A 16,994-nucleotide genomic window follows, 5' to 3' on the forward strand; every position below is an offset into this window, starting at 1 on the left:
ATCGGGCAATTATAGCATAACGCTCCGCTTTTATGCTATAATCATCAATAAAGGAGCCGTGGATATGGAAATAAGACGAGCAGAAATAACAGATCTGGAAACGGTAAAACGAATAGTGCATGAGACTATAAGAGCAGTCTACCCTCACTATTATCCCAATGGCGCGGTAGAGTTCTTCATTGCCCACCACAGTCACGAAAACATCATGAAGGACATTAGCGCGGGCGGAGTGTATATACTTTACGACGGCGGAGTTCCTGCCGGAACGGTAACTGCTGCGGAAAATGAGCTGAACAGGCTTTTCGTGCTGCCCGAATTTCAGGGCAGAGGATACGGCGGAAAGCTCCTTGCCTTTGCCGAGGAGCGCATTGCAGAGAGGTATGATAATATAGTTCTTTCCGCGTCACTGCCTGCAAAGCCTATCTACATGAAAAAGGGATATATTTTCAAGGATTATAACAGTATAAAGTGCGGCGGCGGAGACTATCTCTGCTATGATGAGATGAAAAAGAAGCTGTAAGGGTTCTCAGCCCAGAGCCACGTCCAGTATCATCATGGCGGTGAATCCGCCGGCGAAGGAGATAGTTCCCACGTTTGAGTGTTCTCCCTCTGACATTTCGGGGATAAGCTCCTCCACCACGACGTATATCATAGCACCTGCGGCAAAGCTGAGGAGATAGGGCATAGCAGGTATGACAAGACCTGCGGCGAGAATGGTGAGAATAGCTCCCACGGGCTCGGCAGCACCCGAGAGCATACCCATTAGGAAAGCCTTTGGCTTGCTCATGCCTCCTGCGCGGAGGGGCATGGAGATGATAGCGCCCTCGGGGAAATTCTGGATAGCTATTCCCAGTGCAAGGGCGAATGCCTCGGCGGCGGAAATATTTGTATTTCCGTAGAAAAGTCCCGCATATACAACTCCTACAGCCATACCCTCCGGGATATTATGGAGGGTCACAGCCAGGAGGAGCATGGTGTTTTTTGAAAGCTTAGCCTTTATACCCTCCGCCTTGTCGCTGTTCATGTGAAGGTGGGGGATAAGCTTGTCAAGGAGGAGAAGGAAGGCTATTCCTGCAAGGAAGCCCGCAGCGGCAGGTATGAACGCCAGACGTCCCATTTTTCCCTCCGACTGTTCAATGGCAGGAATAAGTAGGCTCCAGACGCTTGCGGCAGTCATTACTCCTGCGGCAAAGCCTGTAAGTATGCGCTGTATAGTAATGCTGAAGTTGTTCTTCATCGCAAAGACGCAGGCAGCGCCCAGGGACGTACCGAGAAACGGTATGGAAAGTCCTTTTACAATTTCAAGCATAATAACTCCTTTCTTGATTAGCAACTGCTAACCATATATATTATAACATAACACAGTTAAAACATCAAGGGCGCAGTGCACTGATGCAACAGTCACCGCGCCCTGTTATTATATTATTCGCAACAGCCTCTGCAAGTGATTAACGTCTGCGGGAGGTATAAGAAAAGCCATAGTATCCCGGATTTTTATGGGGACACTATGGCTTTGATACTATATCAGTCCAGCTTTGTGAAGCGTCTTACCTCACCTGATTTTCCAACGAACATTGCCTTTGGTCTTGCCCAGACCTCGCCGTCCTTGAGGGACTTGTAGACCACAAGCTCCTCCATGGTCTCGCTGTGTCTTGCAACTGCGATGACCTCATACTCATTGCCCTTGAAATGGCGGTACTTAGCGCCCACAACTATCTCTGTATCCTTGTCCTCAACGGGCTTCTCGTCTTCGGGTTCGATGTTGACTATATCATCGGCAACGATTATCATAGCCGAGTAAGGTCTCATGCGGACATAGGCGTTTCCGTTCTCCACCTGAAGGGGAGAAGCTGTGAATACGTCCACCAGTCTTGAGAGGTGGGTGCCGAAGTTAAGGTCGAAGTCATAGTCTGCAAGGTTGAGAGCAACGTAAACGGTCTGATCGCCCAGTACCTTCTTGAACAGCAGCTGCTGATTGGTTATCATGATACGTTCATAGCTGCCTGTTCTGAGTGCAGGGTAAGCGCGGTAGATCCGACCAAGCTTTACGATGTGCTTATAGAGGGATAAGTTCTCACGCTCCATATCCTGAAGGTGGAGGCAGGGGCGGAGGTTATCGTCGGAGTTGTTTTCCTTTCTTCCCTCTATGCCGTATTCGCTTCCGTAGTAGATAGAGGGGATACCGGGCATGGTGTACATGAGAGTGTAGACGAGGGGCAGATGTGCATGGTTGTGGAGGGTGCTTGCCAGACGGTTGACATCGTGGTTGTCCACGAAGTTGTACAGGTCGATATTGCGGTAGATACCGCCGTTAGCGCCCGACTGTCTGTTTATGGAGTAGTCTATCTCGAAGTAGTTCTTGTCGTTGTGAGAGGACCACAGTCCCTTGTAGCACTCATAGTTGGTAACGCTGTCCAGCATCTCGGGGTTAGCCCAGCGGTTGTAGTCCCCGTGGATTATCTCACCCATGAGCCAGAAATCGGGCTTCTTGCCCTTGCAGAAGCTTCTTATGCGCTTGAAGAAGTCGAAGTCGATACAGTCAGCGGCGTCGAAGCGTATACCGTCAATGTCAAAGGACTCTATCCAGTAGTTCACAGCGTCCAGCAGGTGGTCGCAGACTCCGGGATTGCGGAGATTGAGCTTTACCAGATTGTAGTGACCGTTCCAGCCCTCGTACCAGAAGGGGTCGCCGCAGGGGCTGGGACCGCCGAAGTTCAGGTTCTGGAACCAGTCGCAGTACTCAGAGCCCTGGCCCTTTTCCTGTATATCAACGAACTGAGGGAATTTTCTTCCGACGTGGTTGAAAACTCCGTCAAGGATTATGCGTATGCCGTTTTCATGAAGTCTGTCACAAATGAAGCGGAAGGAGTTATTGTCACCGAGTCTGCGGTCTATCTTCTTGTAGTCGATGGTGTCATAGCCATGCTCAACGGACTCAAAAACGGGACCGAAGTAAACGGCGTCCACGTTCATTTCCTTGAGATGAGGGATCCAGTCCAGGACCTTGTCGAGACGGTAGGTAACGTCCTCGCTTCCGTCATTGAATTTAGGTGCCCCGCAGAATCCAAGCGGATAGATGTGATAGATTATCGCGTTATCGTACCAATTCATAAATAACACACTCCTTATTTTTATTTGTTTGAGCCTTCAAGGAAATATGACGCCTCCATATCAGCCACGTTCAGTGCCAACGCCAGCGGATACATTTCGAGCGCCTTTCCGATGGTACCTCTTTCCTCGGTACCGCCATATGAAAAGCCCATGTGGTAGCGTATTGCGAATGCTTCCTCGCGGGTCAGTCGGTTCTCACCGTAGAAATAACCCGAGAGTATGTATACGGACTTCTCCCCATGTCCGTAAGGAAGCGTATCATTGATGGCGTAGAAGGGGACCTTTTCCCACTGTCCCGTTTCATCGTTCTTCTTGTTGCGCATCTCAACGGTGTAGAAATTCACCTTGCAGACGTCATGGAGAAGAGCGACCAGAGCGATAGTCTCCTCGGAATAGTCCATACCGTAGAGCTCCTTGGTGCGGGGGCGTGAAAGATAGTCCTTCAGGCAGTGGTACACATTCAGGCTGTGCTGAACGAGACCTCCCTCATAGGAGCCGTGGAATCTTGTGCTGCTGGGAGCGGTGAAGAAATCGCTTCTCTCGAGAAACTCCAGAAGCTTGTCTGCACCCTCGCGTTTGATGTTTTCTTTGTAAATTGATATGAATTCTTCTTTTGCCGTCATAATGTTACTCCTTAAAATACAGTATAATTATTATACCACAAATTGTAATTAAATTCAATAGGGCGTATATGATTTTTTTATGGATTTTAACTATAATTGGCAGTACAACTTTTCCAGCGGAAAAAAAGTAGGTGCAGGCACTTGAAATTTCTTCTGAAATATGGCATAATTAAAACATGATCCTTTAGCCGTCAGCCATTGGTATCGGAAGGATCATATCATCCGTATGTTTGAGCGGCGAAGCCGCTTCCCGAAGGCTGACAGCTTCATAAATACGGCGTCCGCAGCCGAAAAGCGGAAGTTAAGGAGGGACTTATGTCTAACCAGCTTTGTATAGTCCTCGATTTCGGCGGTCAGTACAATCAGCTCATCGCAAGAAGAGTCAGAGAGTGCGGAGTATACTGCGAGATCAAGAGATTTGACACGCCCATAAGCGAGATAAAGGCGATGAACCCGACTGCTATCATTTTCACAGGCGGTCCCAACAGCGTTTACGATCCCAGCTCGCCCCATATCTCAGAGGAGATATTCAGCATCGGAGTACCGATACTCGGTATCTGCTACGGATGTCAGCTCATGGCGTACACTCTCGGCGGCAAGGTAGAGAGCTGCGAGAAAAGCGAATACGGAAAGATCGAGATCTCTCAGAACAGCGGAAGCCTTATATTTGAGGGCGTTCCCGAAAAGAGCGTAGTATGGATGAGCCACACCGATTTCGTAAGTCAGCTTCCCGAGGGCTTCAGCGTAACGGCAAAGTCTGCGGACTGTCCCTGTGCCGCATTTGAAGCACCCGATAGAAAGCTCTATGCAGTGCAGTTCCACCCCGAGGTGACACACAGCGAATACGGCAAGCAGATACTCCATAATTTCTTATATAACGTTTGCGGCTGCACAGGCGACTGGGTAATGGACGATTTCATCGAGAACACAGTTGCGAAGCTCCGCGAGCAGATAGGCGACAAGAAGGTAATACTGGGACTTTCAGGGGGAGTTGACTCCTCAGTCGCAGCAGGACTTCTCAGCCGTGCAGTGGGCAAGCAGCTTACCTGCGTATTCGTGGATCAGGGACTTATGCGCAAGGACGAGGGAGACTTCGTCGAGGAGACCTTTACAAAGCTTTTTGACATGAACTTTGTCCGTGTAAACTGCAAGGACCAGTTCCTCAAGGCGCTCAAGGGCGTCAGCGACCCCGAGCAGAAGCGTAAGATAATCGGCACAGAGTTCTACAACGTATTCTGGGACAAGATAAGAGAGCAGGGAACAGACGGATTTTTCGCACAGGGAACCATCTACCCCGACCGTATCGAATCGGGCAGAGGAAATCAGGCAGGTCACGGCAGCACAGCTGTCATCAAGACCCACCACAACATGGTAAAGATGCCCGAGGACATCAAGTTCGCAGGAACTATCGAGCCTCTGGGCGACCTGTTCAAGGACGAGGTAAGACAGGTGGGCGAGAAGCTTGGCATACCCCACGATCTTGTGTGGAGACAGCCCTTCCCGGGACCGGGTCTCGGAGTTCGTATCATCGGCGAGATAACCGAGGAGAAGATAAAGATACTTCAGGAAGCAGACGCAGTATTCCGTGACGAGATACGCAAGAGCGGCATTGAGTCGGAGCTCAAGCAGTTCTTTGCAGTTCTGCCCGACGTGCGTACAGTAGGCGTAATGGGCGACCATCGTACATACGACCACCTTATCGCAATACGCGCAGTTACCACCGATGACTTCATGACAGCGGACTGGGCGCGTATCCCCTATGACGTGCTTGCGAGAGTATCCAACCGTCTCTGCAACGAGGTAGAGCACGTTAACAGAGTAGTGTATGATATAACCTCCAAGCCTCCGGGAACCGTGGAGTGGGAATAATAAACAAGGCCTCAGAAACGGCGTAAATACGCCAAAAGCCGTTATTAAACCGTTATCATGGCAACGTTTTGGCAACAATTCTCGATTATCGGCAACAGTTATAAATATTCTGTCTGAAAAGATAAGAGCTATCTGATTCAAGTTAGAATCTGATAGCTCTTTTTGTTTTATTGTGATATTCCTAAGAGTTTTTCTAATTCCGGTTTATTGGCTATTCGACATCTAAGAGATATGGTGAATGACGCAAGCCAATTCGGACCATCAAGCATAAATCTGAACCTTTGGTAGATAGGAGCATATTCAATCACAATTTCTTTTAGAGCATCATTATTTAAGCCTTCAAGTTTCCGAGGATTCATTATAAAGGCAAGTAGCTTCTTTGAAATGTCAATTCCAGTTCCTTCTTTAATAAAGTTTTTCACATCTTGATGTTTATCCATTGTTCTCCTCTTTCAATGCTCTGCGCTCAGCTTCATTCCGCTCCGCCTCCGACCTCGGATACCTATATCTCCATTGGTCGTGTTTTATCTATTCATATACTGTATGTCCATATCCACATCACCAATAATACCGGGGATATGACCGTAGGCGCTTGCCTGCCAGATAGCGTAGTCGCCCTCATAGTCGGTCTCATCGACGAAGTGAGCCAGCCATACGGGGTGAGAAGCCTTTGTGCGCTGGCTCCAGAAGTTATTGAGGAAGTTCTTGCTGCTGTAGAGCATAGCGGAGTAGCCGCACTTTTCCATTTCGTCGGCGAAGGCGGCATATATGTCATTGAGGTCCCTGATGCTCATGCCGTATTTCTGGAAGTTTCCGAACTCCTCCCAGTCGAAGGCGACGGGGAAGTCCAGCTGCTGACCGTTCAGGTTATCGGCTATCCAGCGGGCGTGTTCGCGGACGCCCTCCTCGGAGTTATCGGTGGTATAGAAGTAAACGCCCACATCGAGACCTGCGGCGGTGGCGTTCTCGATATTCTGGCGGAAGTAGTCATCCATGGTGATCTGGCTGTAGTAATAGCCGATACGGATAATGACGAAGCTGCACCCTGCGTCGCGGACCGCGTTGTAGTCCACATTGGTCTGCCATGCAGATACATCGATGCCGAAGCGGACACCCTCCTGATCGTATCTTTCGATAAAGCTGCTGTAATCCACTCTCGGGTTATTGTCAACGGGAGCAGGCACCTGTTCCACAACAGATATAGTCAGGTCCCAGGAAACGGAATTGCCGGAGCTGTCGGTGGCTGTGGCAGTAAGGGGATAATCGCCCACAGCATTTGGGTCAACGTCTCCCTCGTAGGTAAGGGAAGGAGTCTTATCGAAATTATCCGCAAATCCCACATAATTGTTCAGGTCAAATGGAGTTCCTACTTTATGATTTGGAGTCCACCCTGCATTGAGCACAATGGGAGGAGTGGTGTCCAACACGCTGTACTGAAGCTTCTGTTTGAACTCATTTCCCTTGTAGATATAGGGTATCTCAACCTCGAAAACGCCTGTATCTGAGGTGTTGAGCATTACCTCACCGTCCTTGAGGTCCACATTTTTCTCGGTGATGAAGTCCTTGAGCTTTATTTCCTCATAGACCTCTACGGAGTCCTTGCCCTTGAGCACCAGATCCTTGGGAGGCTCGGGCTTGGCGGCGGTAGTTGTTGTGGTAACAGCCGTAGTTTTTACGGCAGATGAAGAGGTTTTTGCAGTTGATGTAACAGCGGTTGTGGTATTGACCTCAACGGAAACGCTTGCTGTATTGCTTACCTTTTTGCTGCCGCAGCCTGCGAGGAGGCAGAGTGCAGCGAAAACGGGGATTATATATTTTGATCTCATGTTGTTCCTTTCGGCAGATGGATTTTATCGTGTAAAGATATAATCAATTATATCATAAGCGGAGCCGATTGTAAAGAAAAACTATATCATGTGCAGAAAAGAATGGGTACAAATTTGACTTTTTATCGGCTGTTTGCTATAATATTATATTATTTTGATTATGTACAGTTCAGCGCAGCTTCTTATGAAAGGAATAATACAATGATCTTAGATGCACATTTACATCTTCCCTGGCAGGAGCCTGAGCTTAACGCGAAGAGGGACAGGCTCACGGCGGAGCTTGAAAAAAACGGCGTCAGCGGCGGAGTAGTCATAGCCGATTCCGAGCTTGAAAGCGTTATCGGCTCCGTCGCAGAGTGTGCGGAGCTTTTCCGCGGCAGCGATAATATTAAGGTAGTCGCAGGCATAAGCCCTCTTATCAGCTTTGAAGGGCAGCTGCGGCTTTGCAGGGAGCTTCTTGACCACAGAGACATTGCGGGGCTGAAGGTGTACACAGGCCATGAGGACTTTTACTGTACCGACAGCAGCCTTTTCCCCGTGTATGACCTTGCGGCGGAGTACCGCGTGCCCGTACTTTTTCACACGGGCTGGGACAACTCTCACTATGCTTCTCCCGAGCGTATGAAGGAGCTTGCCGAGAGCCGACCGCAGAACATATTCGTCTACTGTCACTGCTTTTATCCTGACACAGATAAGTGCTTTAAGGTGCTGGGAGACTGCGGCAACGTCATGTTTGACACCTCATCGCTGGCAGACAGTGAGGAGCATATCCCTGCCATAGCCGAAAGCCTTGAAGGAGCCATTGAGCGTATTCCCTACAGGATAATGTACGGCTCCGACTTCGGGAGCTGTGACATGGGAGCCCATATCCGCTTTGCAAAGGGGCTGCACCTGACAGATGTACAGCGCCGCCTGTTCATGTGGGGGAACGCAGCAAGGCTCTACGGCATAATGCAGGGGAGGGCGTCCCGCATCTTGTAATAACAAATAACGTTGCATTTTTTACAAATACGTGTTATAATATCAAAGTATCAAAGGAGGTGGAGCTGATGGACTATATCTGCAAGATGTGCGGCGGTATCATATCACCCGATGACGGTACGGGAGTATGCGACTGTGAGCACTGCGGCTCACGACAGACCTATCCGCTGAGGTATTTCGGCGACCATGCGGAGATGTACAACAGAGCCTGTCAGCTTCGTCTCAAGACCGATTTTGAGGGAGCGGAGAAGCTTTTCACCGGGCTTTCCGAGGAGATACCCAACGAGTCCGAGGGCTTCTGGGGAGTGCTCATGTGCCGCTGCGGACTTGTATATGAGGACGATCCTATCTCGGGTATGAAGATACCCGTTTGCAGCAGGACTGAAACGGGAGAGATAACCTCAGACCCAAACTATCATGCCGCATTGCTGACTGCCACTCCGTCGCAGGGAGCCTTCTACCGCAGAGAGGCGGCTGCATTGGAAATGCTGCGCCGCGAGACCGTGGAGCGAGTGGGAACAGGTGAGAGATACGATGTGTTCATCTGCTGCCGTCTCACCGATGACAGCGGACGCTCCACACCTGACAGCGCAGTTGCTGAGGAGATATGCCATCAGCTCACTGAGGAGGGCATGAAGGTCTTCTACGCTCCCGTAACTCTCGGAGATATACCGGAGAGCGAGTATGAGCCCTATGTGAATGCGGCTATAACAAATGCTTCGGCACTGCTTGTAGTGGGCTGCAAGGCTGAGAACTTCAGCGTGCCCAGATTCAGGAGCGAGTGGAGCAGGTGCGGAGCTGCCATAAAGCGCGGCGAGAGCAGGCTGCTTTATGTGTGCATAAAGAACACCGATCCCCGCGACCTTCCCGATGAACTGAGTGAGTATCCTGTGAAGGACGTGACGAGAATGGGCTTCCTGACGGAGGTCATAAGGAGCATAAACTCACTGGGCGACAGCAGCGGCAGCCGTCCGCGGAGCATAGTGAAAAAAACTCCCGAGAAGCTCATCCGCCGCATGAAGATTTTCCTTGCAGATGAGGATTTCGACGCCGCCGAGGAGTACAGCGGACTTATACTCGACGCCGACCCATATTGCTGGCAGGCGCATTTTGCACGTTTCCTTGCGGACAACGGCTGCCGCAGCACCGACGACCTTATGCTTGAGGAAATGGTGGGCAGCTTCGCCGATGACTATGTTGAGCGCTTCGGCTTTGATTTTACCGACGATGACATCTACCGCGCCCAGCTTTCGGATATGCTGGGAAGCTCTCTCCGCAGCGCCCTTCGCTTTGCAGAGGGAGAGGACAGCGTAAAGCTCACGACCCTGTATGAGCGCTTTGTAAGTGCGGTCAGGGACGCAGTCTTCCTACGTGAGCAGGAGCAGATAGACAGTGAGGAGCAGGCTGAGATGGAGAAGCTCCGACAGCTCCATGCAGAGGAGGAGACGGAGCGGGAGTCGCGGAAGCGGAAGAAACAGGTGATAAAGGCACGCTTTCTGGGCTATATGGCGATAATTGCCGCTGTGCTGATAGTTCTGGCAGTAAAGTTCCATTCAAAGCTTGCGGTGGTACTCATAGTCGTACTTGCAGTTCTCATGGTCGCCGTACTTGCAGGACTTGAAAAATAAAAACAGTTCCTGAGCATATAAGTGTTTCTATTGACAATACGGCAATGTCATGCACATAAATCGGGATTTAGCGCGTATGCGCTAAGTTGATAGTTGAAAGTTGAGAGTTGAGAGTTAATGTGTTCGCTTCGCTCACAATATTTAAATATTGTCGCCGCAGGCGACTCCACAACTTTCAACTCTAAACTCTCAACTCTAAACTCAAATCAAAATTCAGCAAAGCTAAATTATGATTTAGCTTATTAACTGTATAAATACAATGCCCCGAAGCATTTTAAAGTGCTTCGGGGCAAAATGTCTATATGGTTATCTGTAATATTTGCTCAGGGGCTTTGGATTTATCGTTTATCCTCGGATTGCCTGAACTGAAGGGGCGTGAGACCATAGGAGCTTCCGAAAAGCTTCACAAAATAAGAGGTGTTGGTGTACCCAACATTGATACCCACGTCCTTGACGGAGAGGTCGGTAGTTTTCAGCAGCTCCGCAGCCTTGTTGAGACGGCTGGTGATGACATCCTTATTGACGCTTACGCCGAAGGTCTCGGTGTAGATATGCTGAAACCGAGAGCGGCTGAGAGAGAGCTCCTTAGCCATATCGTCAATGGAGTAGTCTCTGCCGGGCCAGCGGTAAATTGACTGGCGTATCCACAGCAGCTTTTCCGAATAAATGCCCTCGGGACGGTCGGTGAGGGTCTGCTTTTTGCGGAGCTTTTCCGAGGTCTTATACATGAGAAGCTGAAAATAAAGGTCGATAGCCTTCTCCTTGAATGTATTGGAAGAGTAGTGCTCAAAGCACATACTGCGTATCATTTCCGACATTTCGGTTATATCTGTTATATCAACGGGACGGTCCAGGGGGATATTGAGCTCAGCCATCATTTCCTGCTCGTCCTCATCGGGAAAAAAGTGCATCCAGTCGTCGAAATATTCGGTACTGGCAGGATAGTAATATTGGGGGGTATCAGGACGGAAGATTATGAACGAATGGGCACCTGTGCGGATGTCCTTGCCTTTTATTCTGAAATGTGCGGGGGTCTTTACTATGAGCATGAGCCAGCTTTCTGTGCCGTTTGGTCTGTCTATGCAGAAATTTTTGCCGTGGCGGTGGTTATAGCCGATCTCGACCATTTTCATGAGCTTTCCCTCCTATTGCAAATTACGGGAATATTATACCACAGTAGGCGCTGGCGTGTCAATGACTTTCAGCACAAAAGTGATATATAAATACCTTATCCTCCGATAGTTGAATTTTAAAGCGGGATATGGTATACTTATTCAGTCGGGAGGCGATATATTGAAACTTAAAGACATCACCGCCGCATCAGCGGCTAAGGATATATTCACTGGCATCATCATAGCACTTGTATCCATCCCCATATCCATGGGATATGCCCAGGTATCGGGACTTCCTGCCGTTTACGGCTTGTACGGTTCCATTTTTCCCATACTCATCTTCGGACTTCTTTCCACCTCGAAGCAGTTCATCTTCGGCGTGGACGCGGCACCTGCCGCCCTTGTGGGAGCTTTTCTTGCCACACTTGGCATAGAGAGCGGCTCTGCTGAGGCAGTACAGCTTGTGCCGGTCATCAGTTTTTTCGTGGGAGTCTGGCTGCTGCTTATGGCGCTGTTCAGGGCGGGCAGGGTAGTTTCCTACATATCCACGCCTGTTATGGGCGGCTTTATAAGCGGTATCTCCACCACAATAATCTTCATGCAGATACCCAAGATACTGGGCGGCACCGGCGGCAGAGGAGAGATAGTTGAGCTGGCAGAGCATATTGTTGAGACCTGCGCTCACAGCTTCAATGCCACATCAGCTATACTTGGCGGAGCGGCTCTGGCAGTTCTGCTCATATCGAAAAAACTGATGCCCAGGCTGCCCATGTCTGTATTCGTAATGATAGGCGGAGCGGTGCTGGGCTGGACAGGCTTTGCGGAGAGCCGCGGCGTTGCCCTCCTTGAAAACGTGGAGCGTGGACTTCCTGCGTGGCGGCTTCCCCATTTCAGCGGCTGGGACCTTACACAGGTGCTGACCACAAGTCTTACCGTTGCTGTTGTAATAATGGCAGAGACCCTTCTTGCCTCCAGCAGCTATGCTGCAAAGAACGGCTACAAGCTGAAAAACGACCGTGAGATACTGGCATACGGACTGGGGAATATAGCCGCCTCCATGACGGGCTGCTGTCCTGTCAACGGCTCAGTGTCACGAAGCGCAATGGGGGAGCAGTACGGCGGGAAGTCACAGATAATGTCAATAGCTGCGTCATTTTCCATGATGCTAATAATGCTTTTCGGCACAGGCTTCATAAAGTATCTTCCCGTACCAATACTGACAGCAATAGTGGTCTCGGCGCTTCTGGGAGCCGTGGAATTCCACCTGATGAAGCGGCTTTTCAGGCAGGACAAAAGAGAGCTTTTCATCTTTTTCGGCGCCTTTTTCGGAGTTCTCATATTCGGAACAGTTTACGGCGTAATGACGGGCGTGATACTTTCCTTTATCAGCCTTATCCTCAATGTTGCCAACCCGAAGCGCTCCTTCCTTGGCGTTATCGAGGGGCACGAGGGCTTCCACAGCCTTGAGCGCAACACCTACGCCTATCCCGTTAAGGGGGCAGTGCTGTACAGGTTTTCGGGCAATCTCTATTTTGCCAATATCAATATATTCATCTCGGATATTGAGTCCGCCCTCAAGGACGATACAAGGGTAGTCGTGGTAGACTCGGGAGCCGTCTGCAATATAGACATAACCGCCGCCGACAGGATAGCTGAGCTGAAAAAGCTTCTTGACGGCAGAGGGATAAAGCTGTATTTCGCCTCTCATATCGGCTCGCTGAATGACCGTTTCCGCCGGCTCGGACTGGGCTCCATGGTGGAGGAGGGGCATTGCAGGCGGACTATCCCCGCGGCGCTTCTGGACGCAGGCTTTACGGCTCCCTATGATACCGAAAATGACAAGGATCTGGTCAAGGATGAGCTTCCGGTCCGCAGCTTTGAGCGTCTTGAGTTTGAGTGGGCGTTTGGCTCAGCTGCTGATGAGGAAATGGAGAAGTACGCCGAAAAGCTCCTTGTGAGTATCAACAGCAGCGGAAATGCCGAAGAGCAGCTGACTGGGATAATCAATGCCGATGAAAACTGGAAGGGCATGGGGGAGCTTGACCGCGAGGAGCTCCTTGTGCATCTGGAATCCCACCTGAAGGAGCTGTCGGAGAAGCTCCACATCAGCGAGGAACGCATTGAGGAAGCCATAGAGCTCCGGAAGCTGCGCCTTGCAAAGAGTATCGGCGTCAGGGATCCCAAGGCACTGAAAACACTGCGAGAGCATGACCGCCGCTTTGTAAGGACGCTGAAAAAGCATGACTCAAAGTTATATGAGAAGCTGCTTGCCCACAGACGCGAGGCACTTGACAACCTCAGAAAGTCCAACCCCGAATTCACCGATCTTATCGACGATCTCTACAAGCACTGAAAAAACAAAAAGCCTGAGAGCGAAAAACTCTCAGGCTTTTTCATGTAATGGACCCGAAGGGGATTGAACCCTCGGCCTCTGCGTTGCGAACGCAGCGCTCTCCCAACTGAGCTACGGGCCCATGCTTATTTGAAGTCTGCATAACTGATGATATTTTCGTTGTTGAACGCAGACTATCGTTGTTAACAGGATAAGCGAGCCTGCGGGCGTCAACGCGGACGGGTGCACAGGCTCTGTGCTGGTGCCGGTGGCGGGGGTCGAACCCGCACGGTGTTGCCACCACGAGATTTTGAGTCTCGCACGTCTGCCAATTCCATCACACCGGCGCATTGTTATAATTATAACACATAATATTACAGATTGTCAATACCAAAATTAAAGGCTGCCGAAGAAGGCAGCCCTTAGCGTTATTTATCATAGATATAATTATCGTAAAGCCGTTTCTCGAACTCCTCAACGGGGAGGGGCTTGTCGAAGTAATAGCCCTGAGCCAGCTTGCAGCAGTTTGAGGTGAGCAGGTCAACGTGCTCTTTGGTCTCAACGCCCTCCGCGATACACTCCAGTCCCATTTCCTGAGCCATGGCGACGATGTACTTGAACATGATGCCTTTCTGCACATCGTTATTGCTGTTATGGTCGGGGAGCAGGCTCTTGTCCAGCTTCAGCACGTTCCAGGGCAGCTCCTTTATGAGGTTCAGCGAGGAATAGCCGATACCGAAGTCATCTACCGAGGTTGAGATACCTGTTGTGTGTAGACCGCTGATAGTGCGTTTCAGGTCCTTGAACTCCACATCGGTGGTGGTCTCTGTGAGCTCTATCTCTATGAGCTCATGGGGCACATTATGCCTGTCGATTATTGCCACGATACGATCGAGGAGATCCATATCCGAGAGATGCCGTCTTGAAAGGTTGACGGAGATCCTGACAACCTTTCTGCCTGTATCCAGCCATCTTCTTATATCCCTGCAAACTCTGTCCAGAACGTAGAAATCCAGCTTGCAGATGTCGCGTCCCTGTTCGAGGACGGGTATGAAGTCTGCGGGAGAAATGAGCCTTCCGTTATGGAACCAGCGTGACAGTGCTTCTGCGCCTGCGATATTCCTGCCATCAAGAGCAATCTTGGGCTGATAGTAGACGAGGAACTCCTCGTCCTCAAGAGCCTTGGGGAAGCTGGCGGTAATGTCGTTATTTCTCTTGCTCCTTGTGAGGAGGGCGTCATCGAAGAACACCACATCCTGTGTGAGCTTAGCAATATGGAAAGCCATGCTTACTCTGTCCATTATATCGGTGGGCAGGACGAAGCTGTCCATATCGGGGATGACGTAAACGCCGACGGTAGCGGAGATAAAGATACGCTCCGATCTGCTGTCGTCAATGGTGATGCCTGTGCCGTTCAGTAGCTTCAGAACGGGTTCAAGCTTAGTATCCTCAAGGATTATGATGAAGTTGTCGCCGCCGATACGGCAGACGAACTCATGTTTATGGTCAAGAAGATCGTCGATCATGCCGATGAATTTTTTCATGACGCGGGTGCCGTTTTCGCGTCCTATCTGCTGATTGACGATGGAAAAGCGCTTGAGGTTGAAGTAAACAGCGGTATAATCCTCGATTATCTCCTCTTTGCAGAGCTGTCTTACCGTCTTCATGAACTGTCTGAGGTTGTACATATTGAGCTCGCCGTCGAAGAAGGTGAGTCTGTGCGTCAGTTTAAGAAGTCTTGCTCTTGCGTTGAAGGTGCTGAGCAGAGAGATGAATATCTCAATTCTTGCACGGTCCAGCTGAGTCCACTCGTCGGCCCCGTCGCGGAGAATTATTTTATACACTGCTATATTCTCATCGGGCGTGATAAGGCGCCTTGTGATGTAATCGCCGTCACAGCTGCCCCCACAGTCGTAAAAGCAATAGCTCCTGAAAAGTCCCATATGCTCAGAAGCCTCGTTGTCATAGGCAACGAAATCGATCTTGCCGATCTTGAGGACGTAGCACAGATCCTCCATTATCTCGGAAGTTTCGGGAGCAAGTGTATCCGGGATCAGGTACATACCGTTTATGAATTTCTCAAGTGCTGTCAGATACTCGTTTGTATTCATGCATATCCCCTCCGAACAGGCATAAGCCTGCATCAGATTATATTTTTATACATCATAATTATATCATAAGAAAATGCCATAATGATTGATAATTTATGAACATAGTGTGAATAATACAATGTCGGTTTTTGAATGTTATTTTTTGTTGTTGAAAATCACCAAAGAGAAGCTTCTGCTTCTCGGCTTTGAGTCATATATTAAGTATGGAGCAGCGGCTGAAATGACAAGAAAATAATAGTTTCAGCGGATAAAAGTTTTAGAGTGGAAAAGCGTTGACAATTTTACTGTGCTATGGTATAATTTTTCTAAGATGACCGCAGTGTTTAACGGCGGTCGGTCAAGTATCGGAGGTCGGTAAAATGAAGAAAATAAGCGTAAAGACCAGTCACCCCTATGAGGTGCTCATACAGCGTGGGGGGCTTGCTCACTGCGGAGAATATATATCAGAGGTAACAAAGTCGAGAAAGGCAGCCATCATCACTGATGACATTGTGGAAAAGCTCCACCTTCAGACTGCCCTTGACTCAATGAAGGCTGCGGGTTTTGAGTGCAGCGTTTTTGTTTTCCCCAACGGCGAGCAGTCCAAGTGCCTTGAAAATCTGGGAAAGATATACGACTTCCTCTGTGAGAACAACATCACCAGAAGTGACATCATCGTAGCTCTCGGCGGCGGAGTTGTTGGCGATATTACAGGATTTGCCGCTGCTTCCTATCTCAGGGGAGTAGAGTTCGTGCAGATACCCACCACTCTTCTTGCACAGGTGGATTCATCTGTGGGCGGCAAGACCGCTATCGACATTGCAGGGGGCAAGAACCTTGTGGGCGCATTCAAGCAGCCTGCACTTGTCATCTGCGACAGTGACATACTGAAAACTCTCAAGCCCGAGACCCTTGCAGAGGGCATGGGCGAGTGTATAAAATACGGCATGATAAGGGACGAAAAGCTCTTTGAGCTCATGGAGTCCAAGGACCTTGATACTGTTGACGACATAATGGACGAAATGGTATATGCCTGCATAGATATAAAGCGTATCGTAGTCGAGCACGACGAGTTTGACAGGGGAGAGCGCATGGTGCTCAACTTCGGTCATACTCTCGGACACGCCTTAGAGGGCTGGCACAACTACAAGGGCATTGCCCATGGCGAAGCAGTTGCCGCAGGTATGTGCATGATAACCGACCGTCTCGCACCACAGCTGGCGGACAGGCTCAGAAAGGTCTGCGAGGCGTACAGGCTGCCCACAGGAAGCGACATTCCAATGGGAGAGCTGCTGCCCTTCTGCTCCAAGGACAAGAAGAACGAGGCGAAGGACATAAATTACATCATCTGCAATGAGATAGGCAAGGGCGAGATAGTGAAGGTTCCCTTCACTGAATTCTGCCGCCTTATGGAGGGCTGAC

The 16,994-nt window shown here is 49.9% G+C and carries 13 protein-coding genes and 2 tRNA genes; 6 read left to right on the top strand and 9 right to left on the bottom strand.

Going from position 1 to position 16,994, the window contains the following annotated elements; all coding sequences use genetic code 11:
- Nucleotides 1-520 (top strand): GNAT family N-acetyltransferase (locus tag T488_RS0106755; protein ID WP_242838314.1); only part of this gene is annotated, 520 nt, incomplete at its 5' end.
- A gap of 6 nt (nt 521-526) precedes the next feature.
- On the opposite strand, the gene T488_RS0106760 is transcribed toward T488_RS0106755, so the two are convergent.
- From T488_RS0106760 to T488_RS0106770, 3 genes are all read right to left on the bottom strand, one after another.
- Nucleotides 527-1,312 (bottom strand): ZIP family metal transporter, encoded by a 786-nt coding sequence (locus T488_RS0106760; protein ID WP_028520115.1) that lies wholly within the window; start codon nt 1,310-1,312, stop codon nt 527-529.
- Between the two features lie 212 nt (nt 1,313-1,524).
- Nucleotides 1,525-3,111, bottom strand: a complete 1,587-nt coding sequence (locus T488_RS0106765) for a DUF1653 domain-containing protein (RefSeq protein ID WP_028520116.1) — start codon at nt 3,109-3,111, stop codon at nt 1,525-1,527.
- Between the two features lie 20 nt (nt 3,112-3,131).
- Nucleotides 3,132-3,734, bottom strand: a complete 603-nt coding sequence (locus T488_RS0106770; RefSeq protein ID WP_028520117.1) for an HD domain-containing protein — start codon at nt 3,732-3,734, stop codon at nt 3,132-3,134.
- Between the two features lie 315 nt (nt 3,735-4,049).
- Here T488_RS0106770 and guaA point away from each other — a divergent pair, with 315 nt between their 5' ends.
- Nucleotides 4,050-5,603: a glutamine-hydrolyzing GMP synthase gene (gene guaA, locus T488_RS0106775; protein ID WP_028520118.1), complete on the top strand. Its 1,554-nt coding sequence runs from the start codon at nt 4,050-4,052 to the stop codon at nt 5,601-5,603.
- A 167-nt stretch (nt 5,604-5,770) separates the two neighbouring features.
- Here the strand turns inward: guaA and T488_RS0106780 are convergent, their stop codons facing one another.
- Both T488_RS0106780 and T488_RS0106785 read right to left on the bottom strand, forming a co-directional pair.
- Complete coding sequence (locus T488_RS0106780) at nt 5,771-6,043, bottom strand: hypothetical protein (RefSeq protein WP_028520119.1); 273 nt, start codon at nt 6,041-6,043, stop codon at nt 5,771-5,773.
- A gap of 84 nt (nt 6,044-6,127) precedes the next feature.
- Nucleotides 6,128-7,429, bottom strand: coding sequence for a GH25 family lysozyme (locus tag T488_RS0106785; protein ID WP_028520120.1), 1,302 nt, complete (start codon nt 7,427-7,429; stop codon nt 6,128-6,130).
- 201 nt (nt 7,430-7,630) lie between these two features.
- Between T488_RS0106785 and T488_RS0106790 the strand changes: the two genes are divergently transcribed.
- Nucleotides 7,631-8,410 (top strand): amidohydrolase family protein, encoded by a 780-nt coding sequence (locus T488_RS0106790; protein ID WP_028520121.1) that lies wholly within the window; start codon nt 7,631-7,633, stop codon nt 8,408-8,410.
- A 68-nt stretch (nt 8,411-8,478) separates the two neighbouring features.
- Nucleotides 8,479-10,038, top strand: a complete 1,560-nt coding sequence (locus tag T488_RS0106795; protein WP_028520122.1) for a TIR domain-containing protein — start codon at nt 8,479-8,481, stop codon at nt 10,036-10,038.
- A gap of 338 nt (nt 10,039-10,376) precedes the next feature.
- Here T488_RS0106795 and T488_RS0106800 read toward each other — a convergent pair whose 3' ends face one another.
- Entirely contained in the window at nt 10,377-11,171 is a 795-nt protein-coding gene (locus T488_RS0106800; RefSeq protein WP_028520123.1) for an AraC family transcriptional regulator, read from the bottom strand.
- A gap of 160 nt (nt 11,172-11,331) precedes the next feature.
- On the opposite strand from T488_RS0106800, the gene T488_RS17300 reads away from it, so the two are divergent.
- Complete coding sequence (locus T488_RS17300) at nt 11,332-13,503, top strand: SulP family inorganic anion transporter (RefSeq protein ID WP_051536382.1); 2,172 nt, start codon at nt 11,332-11,334, stop codon at nt 13,501-13,503.
- Between the two features lie 48 nt (nt 13,504-13,551).
- On the opposite strand, the gene T488_RS0106810 is transcribed toward T488_RS17300, so the two are convergent.
- From T488_RS0106810 to T488_RS17305, 3 genes are all read right to left on the bottom strand, one after another.
- Nucleotides 13,552-13,624: transfer RNA gene (locus tag T488_RS0106810), tRNA-Ala, on the bottom strand.
- Between the two features lie 118 nt (nt 13,625-13,742).
- Nucleotides 13,743-13,829: transfer RNA gene (locus T488_RS0106815), tRNA-Leu, on the bottom strand.
- An 81-nt stretch (nt 13,830-13,910) separates the two neighbouring features.
- Complete coding sequence (locus T488_RS17305) at nt 13,911-15,593, bottom strand: putative bifunctional diguanylate cyclase/phosphodiesterase (RefSeq protein ID WP_051536383.1); 1,683 nt, start codon at nt 15,591-15,593, stop codon at nt 13,911-13,913.
- A 359-nt stretch (nt 15,594-15,952) separates the two neighbouring features.
- On the opposite strand from T488_RS17305, the gene aroB reads away from it, so the two are divergent.
- A complete protein-coding gene (aroB, locus tag T488_RS0106825; RefSeq protein ID WP_028520124.1) occupies nt 15,953-16,993 on the top strand; it encodes a 3-dehydroquinate synthase in 1,041 nt (346 codons plus the stop codon).
- Nucleotide 16,994 lies beyond the last annotated feature (1 nt).

It is taken from the genome of Ruminococcus flavefaciens ND2009, assembly GCF_000621785.1.
Taxonomy (GTDB): domain Bacteria; phylum Bacillota; class Clostridia; order Oscillospirales; family Ruminococcaceae; genus Ruminococcus; species Ruminococcus flavefaciens_C.